A 17,753-nucleotide genomic window follows, 5' to 3' on the forward strand; every position below is an offset into this window, starting at 1 on the left:
ATGCGCCGGGGTGGCACGCTCTGCAATGACCGTTAGGGTGCGCACCTGTGCGCACCCTGTACGGTTGGGCAGAGTTTGCGTCCGGGCTTGCATAAGGTGCGCGAAACGGTGCAGGCGCTGCAGCGTTTCGCGTTACCGGGCGGAAAAATCCGCGTGCGCACAGGTGCGCACCCTACGAAGAACTGAGCTACACGTCGACTCTAGATGTGCAGCGCATGACCGAGCGCGCGCAGCGCCGCTTCCTGCACCGCCTCTCCCAGCGTCGGGTGCGCATGAATCGTGTGCGCCACGTCTTCCAGCTGCGCTCCCATTTCGATCGACTGGGTGAACGCTGCCGCCAGCTCGGACACCCCGCGTCCGACCGCCTGCCAGCCGACGATCAGGTGATTGTCCTTGCGCGCCACCACGCGCACGAACCCGTCCGTGCCTTCGATCGTCATCGCACGCCCGTTGGCTGCGAACGGAAAGCTCGACTGGATGCATTCCAGTCCGTCACGCTCGGCGTCCTGCGGGCTCAGCCCGACCACCACCACCTCCGGGTCGGTGAAGCACACGGCGGGAATCGCCGCCGGCACGAAGTGGCGCCGCTTGCCGGCGATGATCTCGGCCACCATCTCGCCCTGCGCCATGGCCCGGTGCGCCAGCATCGGCTCGCCGGTCAGGTCGCCGATTGCCCACACGTTGCGCATCGAGGTCCGGCACTGGTTGTCGATGCGGACCGCGCGCCCGTTCATGTCCAGCAGCAGGCTTTCGAGCCCGAAGCCTTCGGTACGCGGGCGACGTCCGACCGCCACCAGCACTCGGTCGGCTTCGAGCAATCCCTCGTTGGCCTTGTCGTCGCGGATGCGAACAGCCGTACCCGAGCCGCCGTCCATGCCCTGCACGCTGGTGTGCAGGTGCACTTCGATGCCCAGCCGCTTGAGGTTGGCCGCCACCGGCTTGACCAGTTCCTCGTCATAGGCGGGCAGGATGCGGTCGAGCGCTTCGACCACGGTCACGTGGACGCCGAGTTTGCGGTAGGCGATGCCCAGCTCCAGCCCGATGTAGCCCGCGCCGACCACCAGCAGGCGTTCCGGCAGCGTTGCGGGCGACAGCGCCTCGGTGGCGGAAATCACCGGCCCGCCGAAGGGCATGAACGGCAGTTCGACGGCTTGCGAGCCGGTGGCCAGCAGCAGGTGTTCGCAGCGGATGCGGGTCGGGTCCCGGCCGGCCTCGCGCACCTCGACCATTTTGCCGTCGATGATGTGCGCCCAGCCCTGCACGACCTGCACGCCATTCTTCTTGAGCAGGTTGCCGACGCCGCCGGTCAGGCGCTTGACGATGCCGTCCTTCCACTGCACGGTGCGGGCCAGGTCGATGCCGACCTTGTCGACCCGGATGCCCAGCGGTGAATTGTTGGCGTAGTGGCGCGCCTTGTCGTATTCCTCGGCTGCGTGAATCAGCGCCTTGGACGGGATGCAGCCGATGTTCAGGCACGTCCCGCCCAGCTGCGCGCCTTCGACCAGGATGGTGGGGATGCCGAGCTGGCCGGCGCGGATGGCCGCGACGTAACCGCCGGGGCCACCGCCTATGACAAGCAAGGTGGTTGTGAGTGTATTCATGCGCTTATTCCACGAACAGGGTGGCCGGGGATTCGAGGTAGCCGCGGATCGTCTGCACGAATTCGGCCGCGACCATGCCGTCAATGACCCGGTGGTCGAACGAGGATGACAGGTTCATCATCTTGCGCGCCACCAGGCCGCCATTGCGCACGACGGGCCGGTCGACAATGCGGTTCACGCCGACGATGGCGACCTCCGGATGGTTGATCACCGGGGTGCTGACGATGCCGCCCAGCGGCCCCAGGCTGGTGATCGTGATGGTCGATCCGCTCAGTTCTTCGCGCAGCGCGCGGCCGGAGCGCGCCGCCTCGGCCAGGCGCGCCACCTCGGCCGCGCTCGACCAGGGATCGCGCGCCTCGGCATTGCGTACCACCGGCACCATCAGCCCGGCGTCGGTCTGGGTGGCGATGCCCAGGTGGACCGGGTTGTAGCGCGTGACCACGCCGGCTTCATCGTCAAAGCGCGCGTTCACCTCCGGGAACTTGCGCACCGCGAGCACCACCGCGCGCATCAGCAGCGGCAGCAGCGTCAGGCGGGCACGCTCCTCGCCGTAGCGGGCGTTGAGCTGGCCGCGCAGCGTTTCGAGTTCGGTGACGTCGACTTCCTCCACGTAGGTGAAGTGGGGGATCTGGCGCTTGGCCACCTGCATCTTCTCCGCGATCTTGCGACGCAGGCCGATCAGGGGCACCGCCTGCTCGCCGCGCAGCTCGGCATAGCGGTTGTCGGCGCCGGCGCGCGTGCCAGTCGGGCGGCCAGCCAGGTAATCGTCCAGGTCGGCGTGGGTGATGCGCGCTGGCAGGATGCGGCGCCAGGCGCGCGGGTTCGGGCGCCAGCACCGCCGGCGCGGGCGTGGCCAACGCCTGATTGGCCGACGCTGCGGCTGCAGCGGGAGCGCTCGTGCTGGCAGCAGCGTTGCCCGCGCCTTCCACTTCCAGCCGGATCAGCTCCGCGCCCACCGGCAGCGTCTGGCCGACCGCGCCGCCCAGCGCGAGCACCGTGCCGTGCACCGGCGACGGGATCTCCACCGTGGCCTTGTCGGTCATGACGTCGGCCAGGATCTGGTCTTCCTTCACCGTCTCGCCCGGCTGCACGCGCCACTCGACGATTTCAACTTCCGCGATGCCTTCGCCAATGTCCGGCATCTTGATTACATGCGTGCCCATCGCTTAGGCCTCCATCACTTGTTTGAACGCGGCGCCGACACGGTCGGGCCCCGGGAAGTACGCCCATTCCTGAGCGTGCGGGTAGGGCGTATCCCAGCCGGCCACGCGCTCGATCGGGGCTTCCAGGTGATAGAAGCAGTTTTCCTGCACCAGCGCCGACAGTTCGGCGCCAAAGCCGCTGGTGCGGGTGGCTTCGTGCACGATCACGCAGCGGCCGGTCTTCTTGACCGATTCGACGATCGTCTCAAGATCGAGCGGCCACAGGGTGCGCAGGTCGATGATCTCGGCGTCGATGCCGGTTTCCTGTGCCGCGGCCTCCGACACCCATACCATGGTGCCGTAGGTGAGCACGGTCAGGTCCGAGCCGGGGCGGAACACGGCCGCCTTGTCGAGCGGGACCTTGTAGTAGCCTTCCGGTACCTCGCCCATCGGATGCTTGGACCAGGGCACCACCGGCCGGTCGTGATGGCCGTCGAACGGGCCGTTGTACAGGCGCTTGGGCTCCAGGAAGATCACCGGGTCGTCGTTCTCGATCGATGCGATCAACAGCCCCTTGGCGTCGTACGGGTTGGACGGCATCACCGTGCGCAGGCCGCATACGTGGGTGAAGAACGCTTCCGGACTCTGGCTGTGGGTCTGGCCGCCGTAGATGCCGCCGCCGCAGGGCATGCGGATGGTGAGCGGCGCGGTGAAGTCGCCGGCCGAGCGGTAGCGCAGGCGCGCCGCCTCCGACACGATCTGATCGGTGGCCGGGTAAAAGTAGTCGGCGAACTGGATCTCGACCACCGGGCGCAGGCCGTAGGCGGCCATGCCGACGGCGGTGCCGACGATGCCGCCCTCGGAGATCGGCGCGTCGAACACGCGCGTTTTGCCGTACTTGGCCTGCAGGCCGTCGGTGACGCGGAACACGCCGCCGAAATAACCCACGTCCTGCCCGTAGATCACCACATTGCCGTCTCGTTCCAGCATCACGTCCATCGCCGAGCGCAGCGCCTGGATCATGGTCATTGCCACCGTGGCGGTGGTCTGGTCTTCTCGCTTCACGGTCACACTCCCAGTTGTTGACGTTGGCGGCGCAGGTGTTCGGGCATGTCCTTGTAGACGTCCTCGAACATCGATGCGGCGCTCGGTACCCGGCCGTCGATCAGCGTGCCGTGCTGTTCGGCTTCCTTCTGCGCGGCCATCACCTCGGCTTCGAGTTCGGCCTGCACTGCTTCGTGCTCCTCGTCCGACCACCAGCCCAGGTTGGTCAGGTGGCGGCGCAGGCGCGCGATCGGGTCGCCCAGCGGGAAGTAGTTCCAGTCGTCGGCGGGGCGGTAGCGCGACGGGTCGTCGGAGGTGGAGTGCGGTCCGGCACGGTAGGTGACCCATTCGATCAGCGCCGGGCCGAGGTTGTTGCGGGCGCGCTCGGCGGCCCAGCACGAGGCAGCGTACACCGCCAAAAAGTCGTTGCCGTCCACGCGCAGCGAGGCGATGCCAGCACCGACGCCGCGCGCGGCGAAGGTGACGCTTTCGCCGCCGGCCAGCGCCTGGAAGGTGGAGATCGCCCACTGGTTGTTGACCACGTTGAGGATCACCGGCGCCTGGTACACGTGGGCGAAGGTCAGGGCGGTCGGAAAGTCCGATTCGGCGGTGGCGCCGTCGCCGATCCAGCCCGAGGCGATTTTGGTGTCGCCCTTGATGGCCGACGCCATGGCCCAGCCGACCGCTTGCGGAACCTGGGTCGCGAGGTTGCCGGAGATCGAGAAGAAGCCGCGCTCCTTGGATGAATACATCACCGGCAGCTGGCGGCCCTTGAGCGGGTCGCGCTCGTTGGACAGCAGCTGGCAGATCATCTCCACCAGCGGCATGCCGTGCGCGAGCAGCAGGCTTTGCTGGCGGTAGGTGGGAAAACACATGTCGCCATCGCGCAGCGCCAGGCGGTGCGCGGTGCCGATCGCTTCCTCGCCGAGCGAGGTCATGTAAAACGACAGCTTTTTCTGGCGCTGGGCGATGACCATGCGCGCGTCGAAAATGCGGGTTTTCATCATCGTGCGCAGGCCGAAGCGCAGCGTGTCGCGGTCGAGCTGCGGGTCCCACGGGCCGACGGCGTTGCTGTCCTGGTCCAGCACCCGGATCAGGCTTGACGCCAGATCCATGGTTTCCGGCGACGGCACATCGACCGGCGGCCGGCGTACGGCTCCGGCGGGACTTAATTGAAGGTACGAAAAATCAGTCTTGCATCCCGGGCGGCCGGTGGGCTCCGGAACATGCAGCGACAGAGGTTGGCTCTGGCTCATATTTACACTTCCCCTTGTGAGGTGAGTTTGCGGCAGAGCCATGATAAATCGGGCAAGGCCGCGCGTGAGTGCCTGGCAAATGATTTTTCATGTTGCCCTGCAGCAGAATGACGCCGTGTGGGCGCCATCAGGCTCTACTGTAGCCGTTTTGGCGGGGAGCGTTGCCAGCGCGCGCGCAAAGGTGCGCGCCGCCCGCCGCGCGCCTTGGCTACCATGGGTCCTGAGCTAGAATCGATACGCGGTGACATGGAGCGAGGTTCGGAACAGCGCGGCACTGTAGCAGAGCCGGCGGACGCGGCTGTCGCACCGGGTGGACTGTCCGCGCCCGAAGTGCTGCGCGAAAGCGAAGAGCGGTTCCGCGCGCTGGCCGAGGGGCTGGCGCAGGCGGTGTGGGAAACCGACGCCCTGGGCCGGGTGGTGACCGACTCGCCGAGCTGGCGCGCCTACACCGGCCAGAGCCTGGAGCAATGGCTGGGGTACGGGTGGATCGACGCGACCCACCCGGATGACCGCGCGCACGCGCTCTCTTTGTGGCAGCAGGCGATCGCGGCGCGGCGCGGCTTCAATTCTGAATTCCGCATGCGCAAGGCCGACGGCAGCTGGAGCTGGACCAACGTGCGCGCCGTGCCGCTGTTCGATGCAAGCGGCAACCTCCACAAGTGGCTCGGCATGAGCCTGGACATCGACGACCGGCGCCGCGCGCAGGAGGCGCTGCGCGAACACGCCGCGCGCCAGGAATTCATGCTCGCGCTGTCCGACGCGCTGCGCCCGCTGGCCGATGCCGCCGCCATCGAGCAGGTGGCATGCCGCCTGCTGGCCGAACGCCTCGGCGCCTCGCGCGCTTATTACGCCGAATGCAACATCAAGGAAGGCACCTGTATCGTGCGGCGCGATTATGTGCGCGCCGGCGCGGCCAGCCAGGGCGGCATGTTCCGGCTGGGCGACCTGTGCCCGGTCCCCGCCCGCCTGGCGAACGGGCAGATGCTGGTGATATACGACACGCTCGACGGCTCGATGGTGCCGAGCCGGGCCGGCGCGCGCTGCGCGGCCGCCGGGGTGCGCGCGCAGGCCACGGTGCCGCTGGTGAAGGGCGGCGAACTGGTCGCAACGCTCAGCCTCTCCCAGGATACGCCGCGTAACTGGACCCTGTTCGAACTGTCCCTGCTGCAGGAGACCGCCGAGCGCACCTGGTCCGCGGTGGCGCGTGCGCATGCCGAGGTGGCGCTGCGCGAGAGCGAGGCGCGCTACCGTTCGCTGTTCGAGTCGATGGACCAGGGCTATGCGCTGGGCGAGCTCGTGCGGGACGCACAGGGCGAGGCGGTCGATTACCGGCTGCTTGAGATCAACCCGTCCTGGGGACGCCTGCTCGGCATGTCCGCGGAAGGTGTGGTCGGGCAGACCCGCAATGAGCTGTGGCCAGTGAAGGATGAGCAGGCGGTGCGCATGTATGCGGAAGTGGTGGCATCCGGCCAGCCGCTGCGGCGCGAATATTTTGCACCGGCGCTGGGGCGCTGGTACGACCTGCATGTGCTGCCGCGCGGCGTCGATCGATTCGCGGTACTGTTCGACGACATTTCCGCCCGCAAGCGTAACGAGGCAAAGCTGGCCTTCCTCGCCGACCTGGGCGATGCGGTAAGCGAAGCGGCCAGCGAAAGCGAGGTGGTGGCGGCCGCCGGACAGCGCGTCGGCGCGTTTTTTGGCGTCCAGCACTTCTACTTGATCGAGCTCGACGAGGCAGCCGGCACGGCCGATATCGCGTATTCATGGCAGGCCGAAGGCATGCCGCCATTGCCTGCGCATTTGACGATCGCATTGTTCGAGAGCGAGCAGTTCGCGCGTGCCGTTGCGGTGGGCAAGACGGTCGCGGTGGGCGATGTGCGCGCAAGCGGACATTCGGTAGCCGCCAGCTACGACCAGCTGCGCATCCGCAGCTACGTCAAGGTGCCTTTGTACCGGCAGGGCCGGCGCAGCGTGCTGGCTGTGGTGGCGGCGTCCGAGCCGCGCGACTGGAAAGCCGACGAGATCGAACTGATCCGCGAGTGCGTGCAACGGGTCGGGGCGCGCGTGCAAAAGGCGCGCGCCGAGGCGGCGCTGCGCGAGAGCGAGGCGCGCTTTCGCGCACTGGCCGAGGCATCTCCCGCTTTGATCTGGCAGCTCGGGCCGGATGGTGGCGCCATGTATTTCAACCAGCGCTACCTCGACGTGACCGGCATGAGCGTGAGTGAGTTGCTGGACAACGGCTGGCACCAGGTCATACATCCGGACGATCTGCAGACCTATGCTGCGGCGGCGGACGAGGCGCTGCAGCAGCGTAAGCCGTTCCAGATGCGGGTGCGCTGCAAGGTGCACGACGGCCAATGGCACTGGTTCGAATCCTCGGCCATGCCGTGGTTTTCAGACGACGGCCAGTACCGCGGACTGGTCGGCATATCGATCGACGTGACCGAGGCGGTGCTCGCCGAGGAATCGCTGCGTGAGGCCGACCGCCGCAAGGACGAGTTCCTGGCCACGCTTGCGCACGAGCTGCGCAATCCGTTGGCGCCGATCAGCAACGCGGTGCACCTGCTGCGCCAGCCGGATGGGCGGCGCCGCGCCGACCGCATCGTCGAAATGGTCGGGCGCCAGGTACAGCAGATCGTGCGGCTGGTGGACGACCTGATGGAAGTATCGCGCATCACGCGCGGCAAGATCGAACTGGAGCGCAGGCCGCTGGCGCTGGGCGAGGTGCTGGCGGCCGCGGTCGAAACCAGCCTGCCGGCGATCGAGCAGGCCAGCCACCGGCTCGAGGTGGCGCTGCCGGACGAGCCGCTGGTGGTGGCCGGCGACCGGGTGCGCCTGACCCAGGTGTTCACCAACCTGCTCAACAACGCCGCGCGCTACACCGACCGCGGCGGGCGGATCTGCGTGGGCGCGCGGCGCGAGGAAGGCTGGGCCGTGATCACGGTGCGCGACAACGGAATGGGCATCGCGCCCGAACAGCTGCCGCATGTGTTCGAAATGTTCGTGCAGCTGCACCGTCCCGCCAGCCGCGGACCGGGGGGGCTTGGCATCGGCCTGACCATGGTGCGCAACCTGGTCGAAATGCACGGCGGCCAGGTCGAGGCCAGCAGCGCGGGGCCGGGGCAGGGCAGCGAGTTCAGGGTCAGGCTGCCCTTGCTCGCGCCTGACGCCTTGAGTCCGCCGGCCGACACGCGGCACCAGGCGGGCGCGCCGCTGGCGGGCCGGCGGGTGCTGATCGTGGACGACAACCGGGATGCGGCCGATTCGCTGTCCCTTCTACTGGCCAGCAAAGGCGCCGATGCGAAGGCGGTCTACGACGGCGAGTCCGGGCTGGCGCTGCTGCCGATCCTGCGGCCGCATGTGCTGGTGCTCGACATTGGCATGCCCCGCCTGAATGGCCACGAGGTGGCGCGCCGCGTGCGCGACAGCGGCCGCTTTCCGGGCCTGTGCATTATCGCGCTCACCGGCTGGGGCCAGCAGGCCGACCGCCAGCAGTCGCGCATCAGCGGGTTCGACCACCACCTGACCAAGCCGGTCGACCTGGCCAGCCTGGAGAGGCTGATCGCCGATTGCGGCCAGGACGGGGAGCCGAACCGATCAAGCTCCTGATTCTTTGCCGTCCGCGACCCGCCAGGCGGCGCATGTCGCCTAGAATCCGTCGAGTCTGCGATTGACGGAGCCTTGATTCATGAAGTTTATTCTGCGTTGCCTGGCCTGCCTGCTGGCCGGCTGGATCGTCTCCGGCTGCGCCGCCATCGGCGTTCCCGATTCGGGGATGGTGGCGGACAAGCCGCTGTTTCGCGACCCGGTATTTAACGGCGCCGCCGACCCCGTGGTCGTGTACAACCCGGCGCGCGGCCGCTGGTGGATGTTCTACACCAACCGCCGCGCCAGCGCCGTGGATTTGCCGGGCGTGAGCTGGGTGCACGGCACCCGCATCGGCATCGCCGAATCCGGCGACCAGGGCGCGCACTGGAGCTACGTCGGGACCGCCAACGTCGAGCTCCCGCCCGAGCTGGGCGGGCCTGATGCGACCCACTGGGCGCCGGACATCGTGCGCGGCGGCGACGGCATGTGGCACATGTTCCTCACCGTGGTGCCCGGGATCTTCACCGACTGGAAGCACCCGCGCCATATCGTGCACCTGACCAGCACCGATCTGCGCAACTGGGGCAACGCGAGCATCCTGCCGCTGCCACCCAAGGCGATCGACGCTTCGCTCGCGCGCCTGCCCGATGGCAGCTGGCGGCTCTGGTACAACAACGAGCTGGACCATAAGTACACCTATTTCGCCGACAGCCCCGACCTGCAGCACTGGACCGATCGCGGCCTGGCCGTGGCCCAGCGTGGCGAGGGTCCGAAGGTGTTCCAGTGGCGCGGCAGCTGGTGGATGATCATCGACTTGTGGCAGGGCCTGGGCGTATTCAAGTCGCCCGATGCGCTGACCTGGACGCGTCAGCCAACTGCCTTGCTGGCGGAGCCCGGCTCGGGCATCGATGACCAGGTGATGGGCGGACACCCAGATGTCGTCGTTAGTGGCGAGCGCGCCTTCCTGTTCTATTTCACCCATCCGGGACGGAGGGGGCCGGATGCGAAGAAGGACGGTTTTGAGCAGCGCCGCAGCAGCATCCAGGTCACCGAGTTGCTGCCGGACGGCGAGTGGCTGCGCGTTGATCGCGACGCGCCGACCCATATCCAGCTACGTCCCTGAACCGCATTCGTGCACTCACACGTAGGGTGCGCACCTGTGCGCACGCGGTGCGCATGCATGCAGGAGTCAACGGCATTCAAACGTACAGCGTGCGCACAGGTCCTCGGCGGCCCCGCGCCCCCTACGCCTCCGGTATGCCGCACGCGCCATCTATGCGCCCGTTTTCAATTGGAGAGAACCCATGTTGCGATTCCTCTTGTTCATCCTCGCACTCGCGCTGTCCCGCGCCGCCGGCGCGGCTGATCCCTGGATCACGCAAACCGGCAAGGCTCGCGACTTCGCGCTCGTGTCGCGCACCGCCGCCGCGCCCCTGATGTACGACCAGGCTGACGCCGCGGTGGTAGCACATGCGGTACGCGACCTGGCCGCCGACGTGGAGCGGGTGACCGGGCGCCGTCCCGAAGTGAAGAACAGCCTGCAGCAGGCGCCAGCCACGCCAGTGGTGCTGGTTGGGACCCTTGGTGGCAGCGTGGCCGATGCGCTGGCCAGTTCAGGCAAAATCGACCCGACCGCCTTGCATGGCGCATGGGAGAGCTTCATCATCGCCACCGTCGAAGCGCCGATGCCCGGCGTGCCACGCGCGCTGGCGATCATCGGCAGCGACCCGCGCGGCACCGCTTTCGGCGTGTACGAGCTGTCGCAGGCGATCGGCGTGTCGCCCTGGTACTGGTGGGCCGACGTGGCACCGGCGCGCAAGGACGCGCTGTACGTGGCGGCCGGCACGCGGCGCCTCGGGCCGCCCTCGGTCAAGTACCGCGGCATTTTTCTGAATGACGAAGACTGGGGCATGCAGCCGTGGGCCGCGAAGACTTTCGAGCCGGAGCATGGCGGCATCGGGCCGAAAACCTACACCCGCCTGTTCGAGCTGCTGCTGCGCCTGAAGGCCAACACCCTGTGGCCGGCGATGCACCCTGGTACGCCGCCATTTAACAGCAATCCCGCCAACGCGGCGCTGGCTGGCGAGTACGCGATCGTAATGGGTTCGTCCCATGCCGAGCCCATGCTGCGCAATAACGTGGGGGAGTGGAAGGAGCCGGCGGCGGCCTACAACTACCTCACCAACCGCGACGGCGTGCTCAAATACTGGGACGAGCGCCTTGCCACCAATGGCAGCTACGAGAACTTCTACACCCTGGGCATGCGCGGCATTCACGATTCGCACATGCAGGGGCCGAAGACCGATCCGGAGCGCGTCGGGCTGCTGCAGAAGATTTTCGCCGACCAGCGCGCGCTGCTGGAAAGCCGCGTCAATCCGCAGGTGGAGCAGGTGCCGCAGCTGTTCTGCGCCTACAAGGAGGTGCTCGGTCTGTACCGGCAGGGACTGGAGGTGCCGGACGATGTGACGATCATGTGGCCCGACGATAATTTCGGCTATGTGCGCAACTTCGCCAATGCCCAGGAGCGCAAGCGCGCGGGCGGTTTCGGCGTCTACTATCACCTGTCCTATCTGGGCGCGCCGATGTCCTACCTGTGGCTGTCGACCACGCCGCCGGCGCTGGTGTGGGAAGAGATGAATCGCGCCTACGACGCTGGCGCGCAGCGAATCTGGATTGCGAACGTAGGTGATCTGAAGCCGGCCGAGATCAATACCGAGTTCTTCCTGCAGATGGCGTGGGACATCAAGCGCTGGCGTGCCGACAATCTGCCGCAGTTTTTGACCGAGTGGGCAGGGCGCGAATTCGGCGCCGCGCACGCGAGCGAGATCGCGGACATCATGGCCGGCTACTACCGGCTGAACTACCGTCGCCGCCCCGAGCACCTGCAGTGGTGGCTGCCCAAGGAACAGCCGCGCGCGAGCGGCTGGACGGTGGACGAGGCGGCAGAGCGGCTGGCGCAATTTACGCGGCTGCGCGAGCGGGTGGAGGCGCTTGCGCCGCGTATCGGAGAGGACAAGCGCGACGCGTGGTTCGAGCTGGTGGCCTACCCGGTGACCGCGGCGGCGCTGGCGAACCAGCGCTTTATCGAGGGTGAACGTGGCAACCTGGCCGCCGCGCGCGCAGCCGATGCGCGACTGGACAAGCTGACCGATTACTGGAATACGGATCTCGCCGGCGGCAAGTGGCGCCACATGATGGCGCAGGAACCGGCCGACCGCCAGTGGCCTTCCTTCCGCCTGGCGAAGTGGACGCCGCCAGGCTACGCATCCGAGCCGCCCGCGCCGGCGACGATGCGTTCGACCGTGCTGGCTGCCGATCGGTTTGACGCAAGGCGCGCCGGCGCGTCCGCGCGCTGGCAACTGGTGCCGGGCCTGGGCCACACGGGCGCAGGCGCGATGACGCTGTTCCCCGCTACGGCTGCGCCGGTACACCCCGGGCGGATCGCGCTTGATGCGCCGCGCCTTTCTTACCGCGTCCGCCTCGACGCGGGCGAGGCGAGGGCGGAGGTGCACCTGATCCCGACCTATCCGAACGCTGGGAGTGTGCTGCGCCTGGCCGTGGCACTTGACGACGGTCCGGTGCGCCTGGTGGAACTGGAAGTCAAGGATGGCGGCAAAGAGTGGGCGCAGGGCGTGCTCGACAACGTCAGGACCGTTTCCGCCGCGCTTGGCACGGTCGCTGCGGGCCAGCACACGCTGCATCTGTATGGAGTCGAAAGCGGGGTCGTGGTCGACAAGCTGGTGCTGACGCAGCCGCTCCCCGCCGGGCGGTGATGCCAAATGGCGTGAACATGCGCACCATGTAAGAAGGAGCGTGATCCCATCCGGTCTGAACTTGCGTTCGGACCGGGTCAGCATGCTGACAGGCGACCCGGCGACGAGTCGCCTTTTTATTACGGTCCGAAAAAAACGGCCGTTTGACTGCGCGCCACCGGCATGAACCGGCTCGACCTTTTGCGGTCTGAGCACATATGACCTGTACGGATGCGCAGCGATGAGCAGCCAAACGACCAGTGAAGTCAAGAATGCGCTTTCCCCGGACAGCCTGACGCGCTCGTTCACCTTTTGTACTGGAATCGAGAACAGCGCGCCCATCATCACCTGCCCGGACGGCAAGCCGATGCGGGTCGACCAGATGGCCGAATCAGGCCACTATGAGCGCTGGCGCGAGGACTTCCAACTGGTGCACGACCTGGGCCTGCGCTGCCTGCGCTACGGGCCGCCGTACTACCGCACCCACGTCGCGCCCGGGCGCTACGACTGGTCGTTCGCAGATGAGACGTTTGCCGAGCTGCGCCGCCTTGGCATCCAGCCAATCGCCGACCTGTGCCATTTCAGCCTGCCGGACTGGCTGGGCAACTTCCAGAACACCGACTTTCCGCATTATTTTGCCGAATACGCGGACGCGTTTGCGCGCCGCTATCCCTGGGTGTGGCTGTACACGCCGGTCAACGAAATGCTCATCACGGCCGAGTACTCGGCGCTGCGCGGGTATTGGAACGAGCAGTTGTGCAGCGAGCGCTCGTTCGTCACTGCGCTGTGCAATGCGGTCGAGGCGAATATCCGCGCCAGTGAGGCGATCATGCGGGTATCAAACGCATGGTTCGTGCAAAGTGAGTCGACGCGCTACTACCACCCATACAGCCCGGATTCCGTTTCGAAGACCGCGCACCTGAACGAGCTGCGCTTCCTGTCGCTTGACCTCAATTACAGCCATTCGCCATCCGGACGGATGCTGCAATACCTGCTTGCAAACGGCATGTCGCTGGACCAGTTTGACTTCTTCATGAACCGCAGTATCCGGCCATCTTGCATCATGGGCACGGACTACTACGAAACCAGCGAAATGATCGTCTACCCGGATGGCAGCACCAAGCGGTCCAACGTGCTCGGCTACTACGGGCTGACGCGCCAGTACTTCGAGCGCTTCCGGCTCCCGATCATGCATACGGAAACCAACCAGTACCAGCCACTGAACGCGGCCTATTGGCTGGAGCGCCAATGGGCCAACGTGCTGCGCTTGCGCCAGGAGGGCTACCCGATGATCGGCTTCACCTGGTACAGCCTGACCGACCAGGTTGATTGGGATGTCGACCTGCGGCTGCCGCGCGGTCATGTCAATTCAAGCGGGTTATTCGATCTGGAGCGCAGGATCCGGCGCGTCGGAGTGGAATACCGCCGTATCATCCGCGAATGGGGGCCAGGGTTGGCGGCCAGTTATGTCCGGTTTTGACACCTTTTGCTATCTCCCCGAAACTACTGGTCGCTAATTGGCCAGAATGATGATCGAAGGTGTGTTGACCTAAGGCAACTCAGTTGATAGTATGCAACTCCATCGAATCTTGGTTAAAGAAACCACATGCGTTACGCGTTAGCTATTGCTGCAGCCGCCCTGTGCGCGGGTACTGCCTTTGCGGATGAACCTGCGGCCTGCTATATCGCCAAAGATCCGACAGGGGATTTCGTGTCGAGTAAAGTCCAGCCGGCCGAGGCCGATCCTGGAACGGGTGGGCAGATCAAGAAATTGATGAGGCAGTACTACCGCGAAACCAACAAATGCATCCGGAAGCATATGGAGCGCGAGGGGGGATGGCCAAATGGCGCTGCGATCGAATATGGCCTGCGCATCTCGCCGGAAGGCAAACTGACCCAGGTCTCGGTTGTGGAAGTAAAAAACAACAACGACGCAATGCTAATGGCCTGCATTGGCCGCACCATTTGCGAATGGCAGCTGGAAGCCAAAGCGGATGGCCAGGAACGGCTGGTCAAAGTGCCGGTTTCAATGGCAGAACTTGTGTGGCATCACGAAACCTTCAAACAATAATCGCGCCGCGGGCCGCAAGCTAAATGGCAGGGTACTTGAGGTCGGGGAAGTCCGCTCGCTCATTGTTGCCAACACAAGCTTGTGCGATGCGGTCCAATAGCCGACCCTGGGACTACAGGGTCAGCGAGTAGTGGTAGTAGGCCTCATCGCGTACCCAGCCCTCCGATTCGTACAGCGCCTGCGCCATGCTGTTGGTCTTGCCGGTCGACAGAGAAAGACTCAGTGCGCCGCGTTCGCGCGCGAAGCGGGCGGCGGCTGCCATCAGGCTGCGGGCGATTGTTCCGCGTCGCGCCTCGGGGGCCACGAACAGGTCGTTGAGCACATACACGCGTGCCGCCGAGACCGATGAAAAGGTCGGGTAGAGCTGAACGAAGCCAACCGCCTTGCCCGCGTTATTGAATGCGAGAAAGATGGCCGATTCGCCGTTGGCCAGGCGCTCTCCGATGAAGCGCGCGGCCACGTCAGGGGCGGACGGCTTGCCGTAGAACTGGCGATAGGCGTCGAACAGGGGAGCGATGGCATCCGTGTCGGCTTCCTGCGCTTGGCGAATAATGATCATGTTTTTCCTGAATTAAATAGGTTTGCTTCGGGACTGTACATTGTCAAAATTTCGGCGGCAAGATTTCTGTCCAAAATCTCAAAATGAATGCCGTCATCGAGTCTGCAACGCGGCTCGGCAATGCGCTCGCACGCGCCCTTCATGTAACGGCATGTAACGTCTTGTTTCTCCGCTCAGTCCGTTGATTGTTTGCTCAGTTAGCATATTTCCCTACGGTCACAAAACCTATAATGGTCCGCTGCCAGCCTTGGCCAGCACTTCCGGCTGATCAAGAGCCGCGCAACGCGCAATTGTCTGACTTTTTATGCGGAAACGGCCTTCTCAAGCCGAATTTGTCTTTACGAATATTCAACTATTGTCTAATATTTAGCGTCGATGGCTGGGTCCGGCATTGCCCTGGGGCCCAAATCGCTGAAGCGCTTTTACTTACCCGCGAAGATGGCTCATCCTGAAGACACCCGTGCGATCAGGCACGCACAACCGGCAGGTTTGCTGGCCCGTAAGTTGCTAGTTTCCGCCCTGATCGGCGAAATGCTGTGCTTCGGGCATGGCGCAGTGGCGCAGACGACGGTGAACGTGGTCGGCGAGCGCCCGACCAACCGGATCGACCGCCAGGTCCACGACGTCAAATCCGACACCAGCAGCTCCAACGGCTCCGCGTCCGATGCGCTGAACAACGTGCCTGCGGTCGCCGTCGACCCTGACGGTACGGTGAGCCTGCGCGGTAACACCAACGTGCAGATTCTCGTCGACGGCAAGCCGTCGGCCATGATGCAGGGCGATAACCGCGGCGCGGCGCTGCAGGCGATGCCGGCCGAGGACATCGATTCGATCGAGGTGATTAACAATCCCGGCGCCCAGTTCGGCAATGAGGGCGGCGGCGGCCCGATCCTCAACCTGGTCATGAAGCGCAGCCGCAAGCCGGGCGGGTTCGGCGTGGCCAACGCCAATTACGGTACCGGCGGACGCTTTAACACGGCCACTTCGGGCTCGTACAACAGCGGCCGCTTCGGGTTCCAGGGTGGCGTCAACTTCCGCCGCGACGGGCGCGATTCGGTGGGCGAACTCGAACGCGAGCGGATCGACCCCGCAACCGGCATCGCAACTCGCAGCACGCAGGCCTCCACGTCCACGGGCCTGAACGATTCGGCCGGCCTGAACGGCGGCATCAGCTACAACCTGGGCGACAAGGACACCCTGTCGGCGCAGGCGGCCTACATGAAGCGCTCCAATGACCAGAACGGCATCGACCGCTACCAGGCATTCACCCCGGGCGGCAGCACCACGGCAAGCGACTACATGCGCACCAGCAGGCGCAGTGGCGACAGCGGCAACTACAGCCTGGCCGGCACCTGGGACCACAAGGGCGATGTGCGGGGAGAGACCTTGAAGCTCGACCTGCGGCTTTCGTCCGCAAACATCGATAGCGACAGCGATTTTGCGAACACGTACGCAGTGCGTCCGCAGGGTGCGCGCGACACCAGGAGTAACCAGGTAGGCGGCAACGACACCCGAATCGCCGACTTTACCGGCGACTATGAGCGGCCGCTGGAGGCCGGCGGGCTGCTCAAGGCAGGCTTCAAGGTGGTCGACACCAGGACCGGGATCGACACGCTGTATACCGATTTCGCCCCCGTGACCGGCACCCCGGTGGTCAATCCGCGCCGGACCAACGGCTTTGACCTGGACCAGGGCAACCTGGCCCTGTACGCGTCGTACCAGATGCGGCTGAACGAATACTGGGGCGTGCAGGCAGGCCTGCGCACCGAATACACGCACCTGAACATCAACCAGCTCACCTCGCAGATCGAAGCGACCAACCGCTACTTCAACCATATTCCAAGCGCGTTCGCGACCTATAAGGTATCGGACGACACCAACCTGCGCTTCTCGTACGCGCACCGCCTGCGCCGCGCGAACGCGGGCGAGCTCAATCCGTTCGTGGTGTACCGCGACGAGCTGAACGAATCCTCGGGTAACCCGAAGCTCAAGCCGGCCCAGACCGACTCGTTCGAAGTGGGCCTGGAGACGCGCTTCGGCAATCTCGAATCCAACCTGCGCGGCTACTACCGCGAGGACACGGATACGATCCAGTACCGCAGCACCTTCGTCGGCGACAACGTGCTGCTCACTCGCCCGGAAAACCTGGGCGGCAGCCGGTCGAGCGGCATGGAGTTCACGGTGAGTGGCCGCCTGACGCCGGCCTTCACGGTCAATGCCAGCGGCAACCTGGCGCGCAGCGAGCAGCGCCAGTTCGACACCGGCGGCGCCGACGTGACGCGCACCGCCTCGTCGCTGAGTGGGCGCGTGCGCCTGAACTACCAGCTGTCCCCGGCCAACCAGGTCCAGCTGATGCTGCACGGGCAGGGCAAGACCCTGACCGGCCAGGGCTACCGCGAGCCGACCAGGACCGCGAACCTGAGCGTGCGCCACAGCCTGTCGCCGGCGCTGTCGGTAGTGATGAACATGACCGACATCTTCAATTCGCAGAAGATGGAGACCATCACCGACACCGCCACGCTCAAGGAAACGAACGTGCGCCGCTTCGATGGCCGTATCGTGTATGTTGGCTTGTCGTACCGCTTTGGCGGTGTGAGCGGCGGAGCCATGCAAGACGGCCGGGGCGAAATGCGCTTTGGCCCAGGCCATGGCGGCGCTCCGGGCGGATTCAGCAGCGGCTTTGGCGGTCCGCCGGGCCGATGACGGACCATATTTTTTACCTGACTTTTTTGACGCCCCT

10 protein-coding genes and 1 pseudogene are annotated in these 17,753 nt (G+C 65.7%); 6 read left to right on the plus strand and 5 right to left on the minus strand.

The genetic code is table 11. The features are described from left to right. Window positions 1-200: 200 nt before the first annotated feature. The 4 genes and pseudogenes from lpdA to E4O92_RS02775 all read right to left on the minus strand — a co-directional run bounded on the left by lpdA (window position 201) and on the right by E4O92_RS02775 (window position 5,043). Entirely contained in the window at window positions 201-1,601 is a 1,401-nt protein-coding gene (gene lpdA / locus E4O92_RS02760; protein ID WP_135188226.1) for a dihydrolipoyl dehydrogenase, read from the minus strand. A 4-nt stretch (window positions 1,602-1,605) separates the two neighbouring features. Next, window positions 1,606-2,764: pseudogene (locus E4O92_RS02765) on the minus strand (dihydrolipoamide acetyltransferase family protein). A gap of 3 nt (window positions 2,765-2,767) precedes the next feature. Then, the gene (locus E4O92_RS02770; protein WP_135188259.1) at window positions 2,768-3,772 is read right to left on the minus strand and encodes an alpha-ketoacid dehydrogenase subunit beta; all 1,005 of its coding nucleotides are present in this window, start codon (window positions 3,770-3,772) and stop codon (window positions 2,768-2,770) included. Window positions 3,773-3,810: 38 nt separating this feature from the next. Beyond that, the gene (locus tag E4O92_RS02775; RefSeq protein WP_135188227.1) at window positions 3,811-5,043 is read right to left on the minus strand and encodes a 3-methyl-2-oxobutanoate dehydrogenase (2-methylpropanoyl-transferring) subunit alpha; all 1,233 of its coding nucleotides are present in this window, start codon (window positions 5,041-5,043) and stop codon (window positions 3,811-3,813) included. A 246-nt stretch (window positions 5,044-5,289) separates the two neighbouring features. On the opposite strand from E4O92_RS02775, the gene E4O92_RS02780 reads away from it, so the two are divergent. The 5 genes from E4O92_RS02780 (at window position 5,290) to E4O92_RS02800 (ending at window position 14,454) form a co-directional block, all read left to right on the plus strand. Further along, window positions 5,290-8,652, plus strand: a complete 3,363-nt coding sequence (locus tag E4O92_RS02780) for a PAS domain S-box protein (protein ID WP_167759678.1) — start codon at window positions 5,290-5,292, stop codon at window positions 8,650-8,652. Window positions 8,653-8,731: 79 nt separating this feature from the next. After that, the gene (locus tag E4O92_RS02785) at window positions 8,732-9,754 is read left to right on the plus strand and encodes a glycoside hydrolase family protein (protein WP_206076801.1); all 1,023 of its coding nucleotides are present in this window, start codon (window positions 8,732-8,734) and stop codon (window positions 9,752-9,754) included. 181 nt (window positions 9,755-9,935) lie between these two features. Then, a complete protein-coding gene (locus E4O92_RS02790) occupies window positions 9,936-12,404 on the plus strand; it encodes a glycosyl hydrolase 115 family protein (RefSeq protein ID WP_135188229.1) in 2,469 nt (822 codons plus the stop codon). Between the two features lie 220 nt (window positions 12,405-12,624). Then, window positions 12,625-13,863 (plus strand): family 1 glycosylhydrolase, encoded by a 1,239-nt coding sequence (locus E4O92_RS02795; protein WP_135188230.1) that lies wholly within the window; start codon window positions 12,625-12,627, stop codon window positions 13,861-13,863. Window positions 13,864-13,989: 126 nt separating this feature from the next. Further along, window positions 13,990-14,454 (plus strand): hypothetical protein, encoded by a 465-nt coding sequence (locus E4O92_RS02800; protein ID WP_135188231.1) that lies wholly within the window; start codon window positions 13,990-13,992, stop codon window positions 14,452-14,454. 112 nt (window positions 14,455-14,566) lie between these two features. Here the strand turns inward: E4O92_RS02800 and E4O92_RS02805 are convergent, their stop codons facing one another. Further along, window positions 14,567-15,013 (minus strand): GNAT family N-acetyltransferase, encoded by a 447-nt coding sequence (locus tag E4O92_RS02805; RefSeq protein ID WP_135188232.1) that lies wholly within the window; start codon window positions 15,011-15,013, stop codon window positions 14,567-14,569. Window positions 15,014-15,517: 504 nt separating this feature from the next. Here E4O92_RS02805 and E4O92_RS02810 point away from each other — a divergent pair. Further along, a complete protein-coding gene (locus tag E4O92_RS02810) occupies window positions 15,518-17,716 on the plus strand; it encodes an outer membrane beta-barrel family protein (RefSeq protein WP_229482976.1) in 2,199 nt (732 codons plus the stop codon). Window positions 17,717-17,753: the final 37 nt, after the last annotated feature.

Source organism: Massilia horti (assembly GCF_004614195.1).
In the GTDB taxonomy this organism is placed as follows: Bacteria; Pseudomonadota; Gammaproteobacteria; order Burkholderiales; family Burkholderiaceae_D; genus Telluria; species Telluria horti.

What these genes read in the sequence shown, in the direction of transcription:
- lpdA (WP_135188226.1), bottom strand. Translation starts at nt 1,601, where the DNA reads ATGAATACACTCACAACCACCTTGCTTGTCATAGGCGGTGGCCCCGGC.
- E4O92_RS02770 (WP_135188259.1), bottom strand. Translation starts at nt 3,772, where the DNA reads ATGACCATGATCCAGGCGCTGCGCTCGGCGATGGACGTGATGCTGGAA.
- E4O92_RS02775 (WP_135188227.1), bottom strand. Translation starts at nt 5,043, where the DNA reads ATGAGCCAGAGCCAACCTCTGTCGCTGCATGTTCCGGAGCCCACCGGC.
- E4O92_RS02780 (WP_167759678.1), top strand. Translation starts at nt 5,290, where the DNA reads ATGGAGCGAGGTTCGGAACAGCGCGGCACTGTAGCAGAGCCGGCGGAC.
- E4O92_RS02785 (WP_206076801.1), top strand. Translation starts at nt 8,732, where the DNA reads ATGAAGTTTATTCTGCGTTGCCTGGCCTGCCTGCTGGCCGGCTGGATC.
- E4O92_RS02790 (WP_135188229.1), top strand. Translation starts at nt 9,936, where the DNA reads ATGTTGCGATTCCTCTTGTTCATCCTCGCACTCGCGCTGTCCCGCGCC.
- E4O92_RS02795 (WP_135188230.1), top strand. Translation starts at nt 12,625, where the DNA reads ATGAGCAGCCAAACGACCAGTGAAGTCAAGAATGCGCTTTCCCCGGAC.
- E4O92_RS02800 (WP_135188231.1), top strand. Translation starts at nt 13,990, where the DNA reads ATGCGTTACGCGTTAGCTATTGCTGCAGCCGCCCTGTGCGCGGGTACT.
- E4O92_RS02805 (WP_135188232.1), bottom strand. Translation starts at nt 15,013, where the DNA reads ATGATCATTATTCGCCAAGCGCAGGAAGCCGACACGGATGCCATCGCT.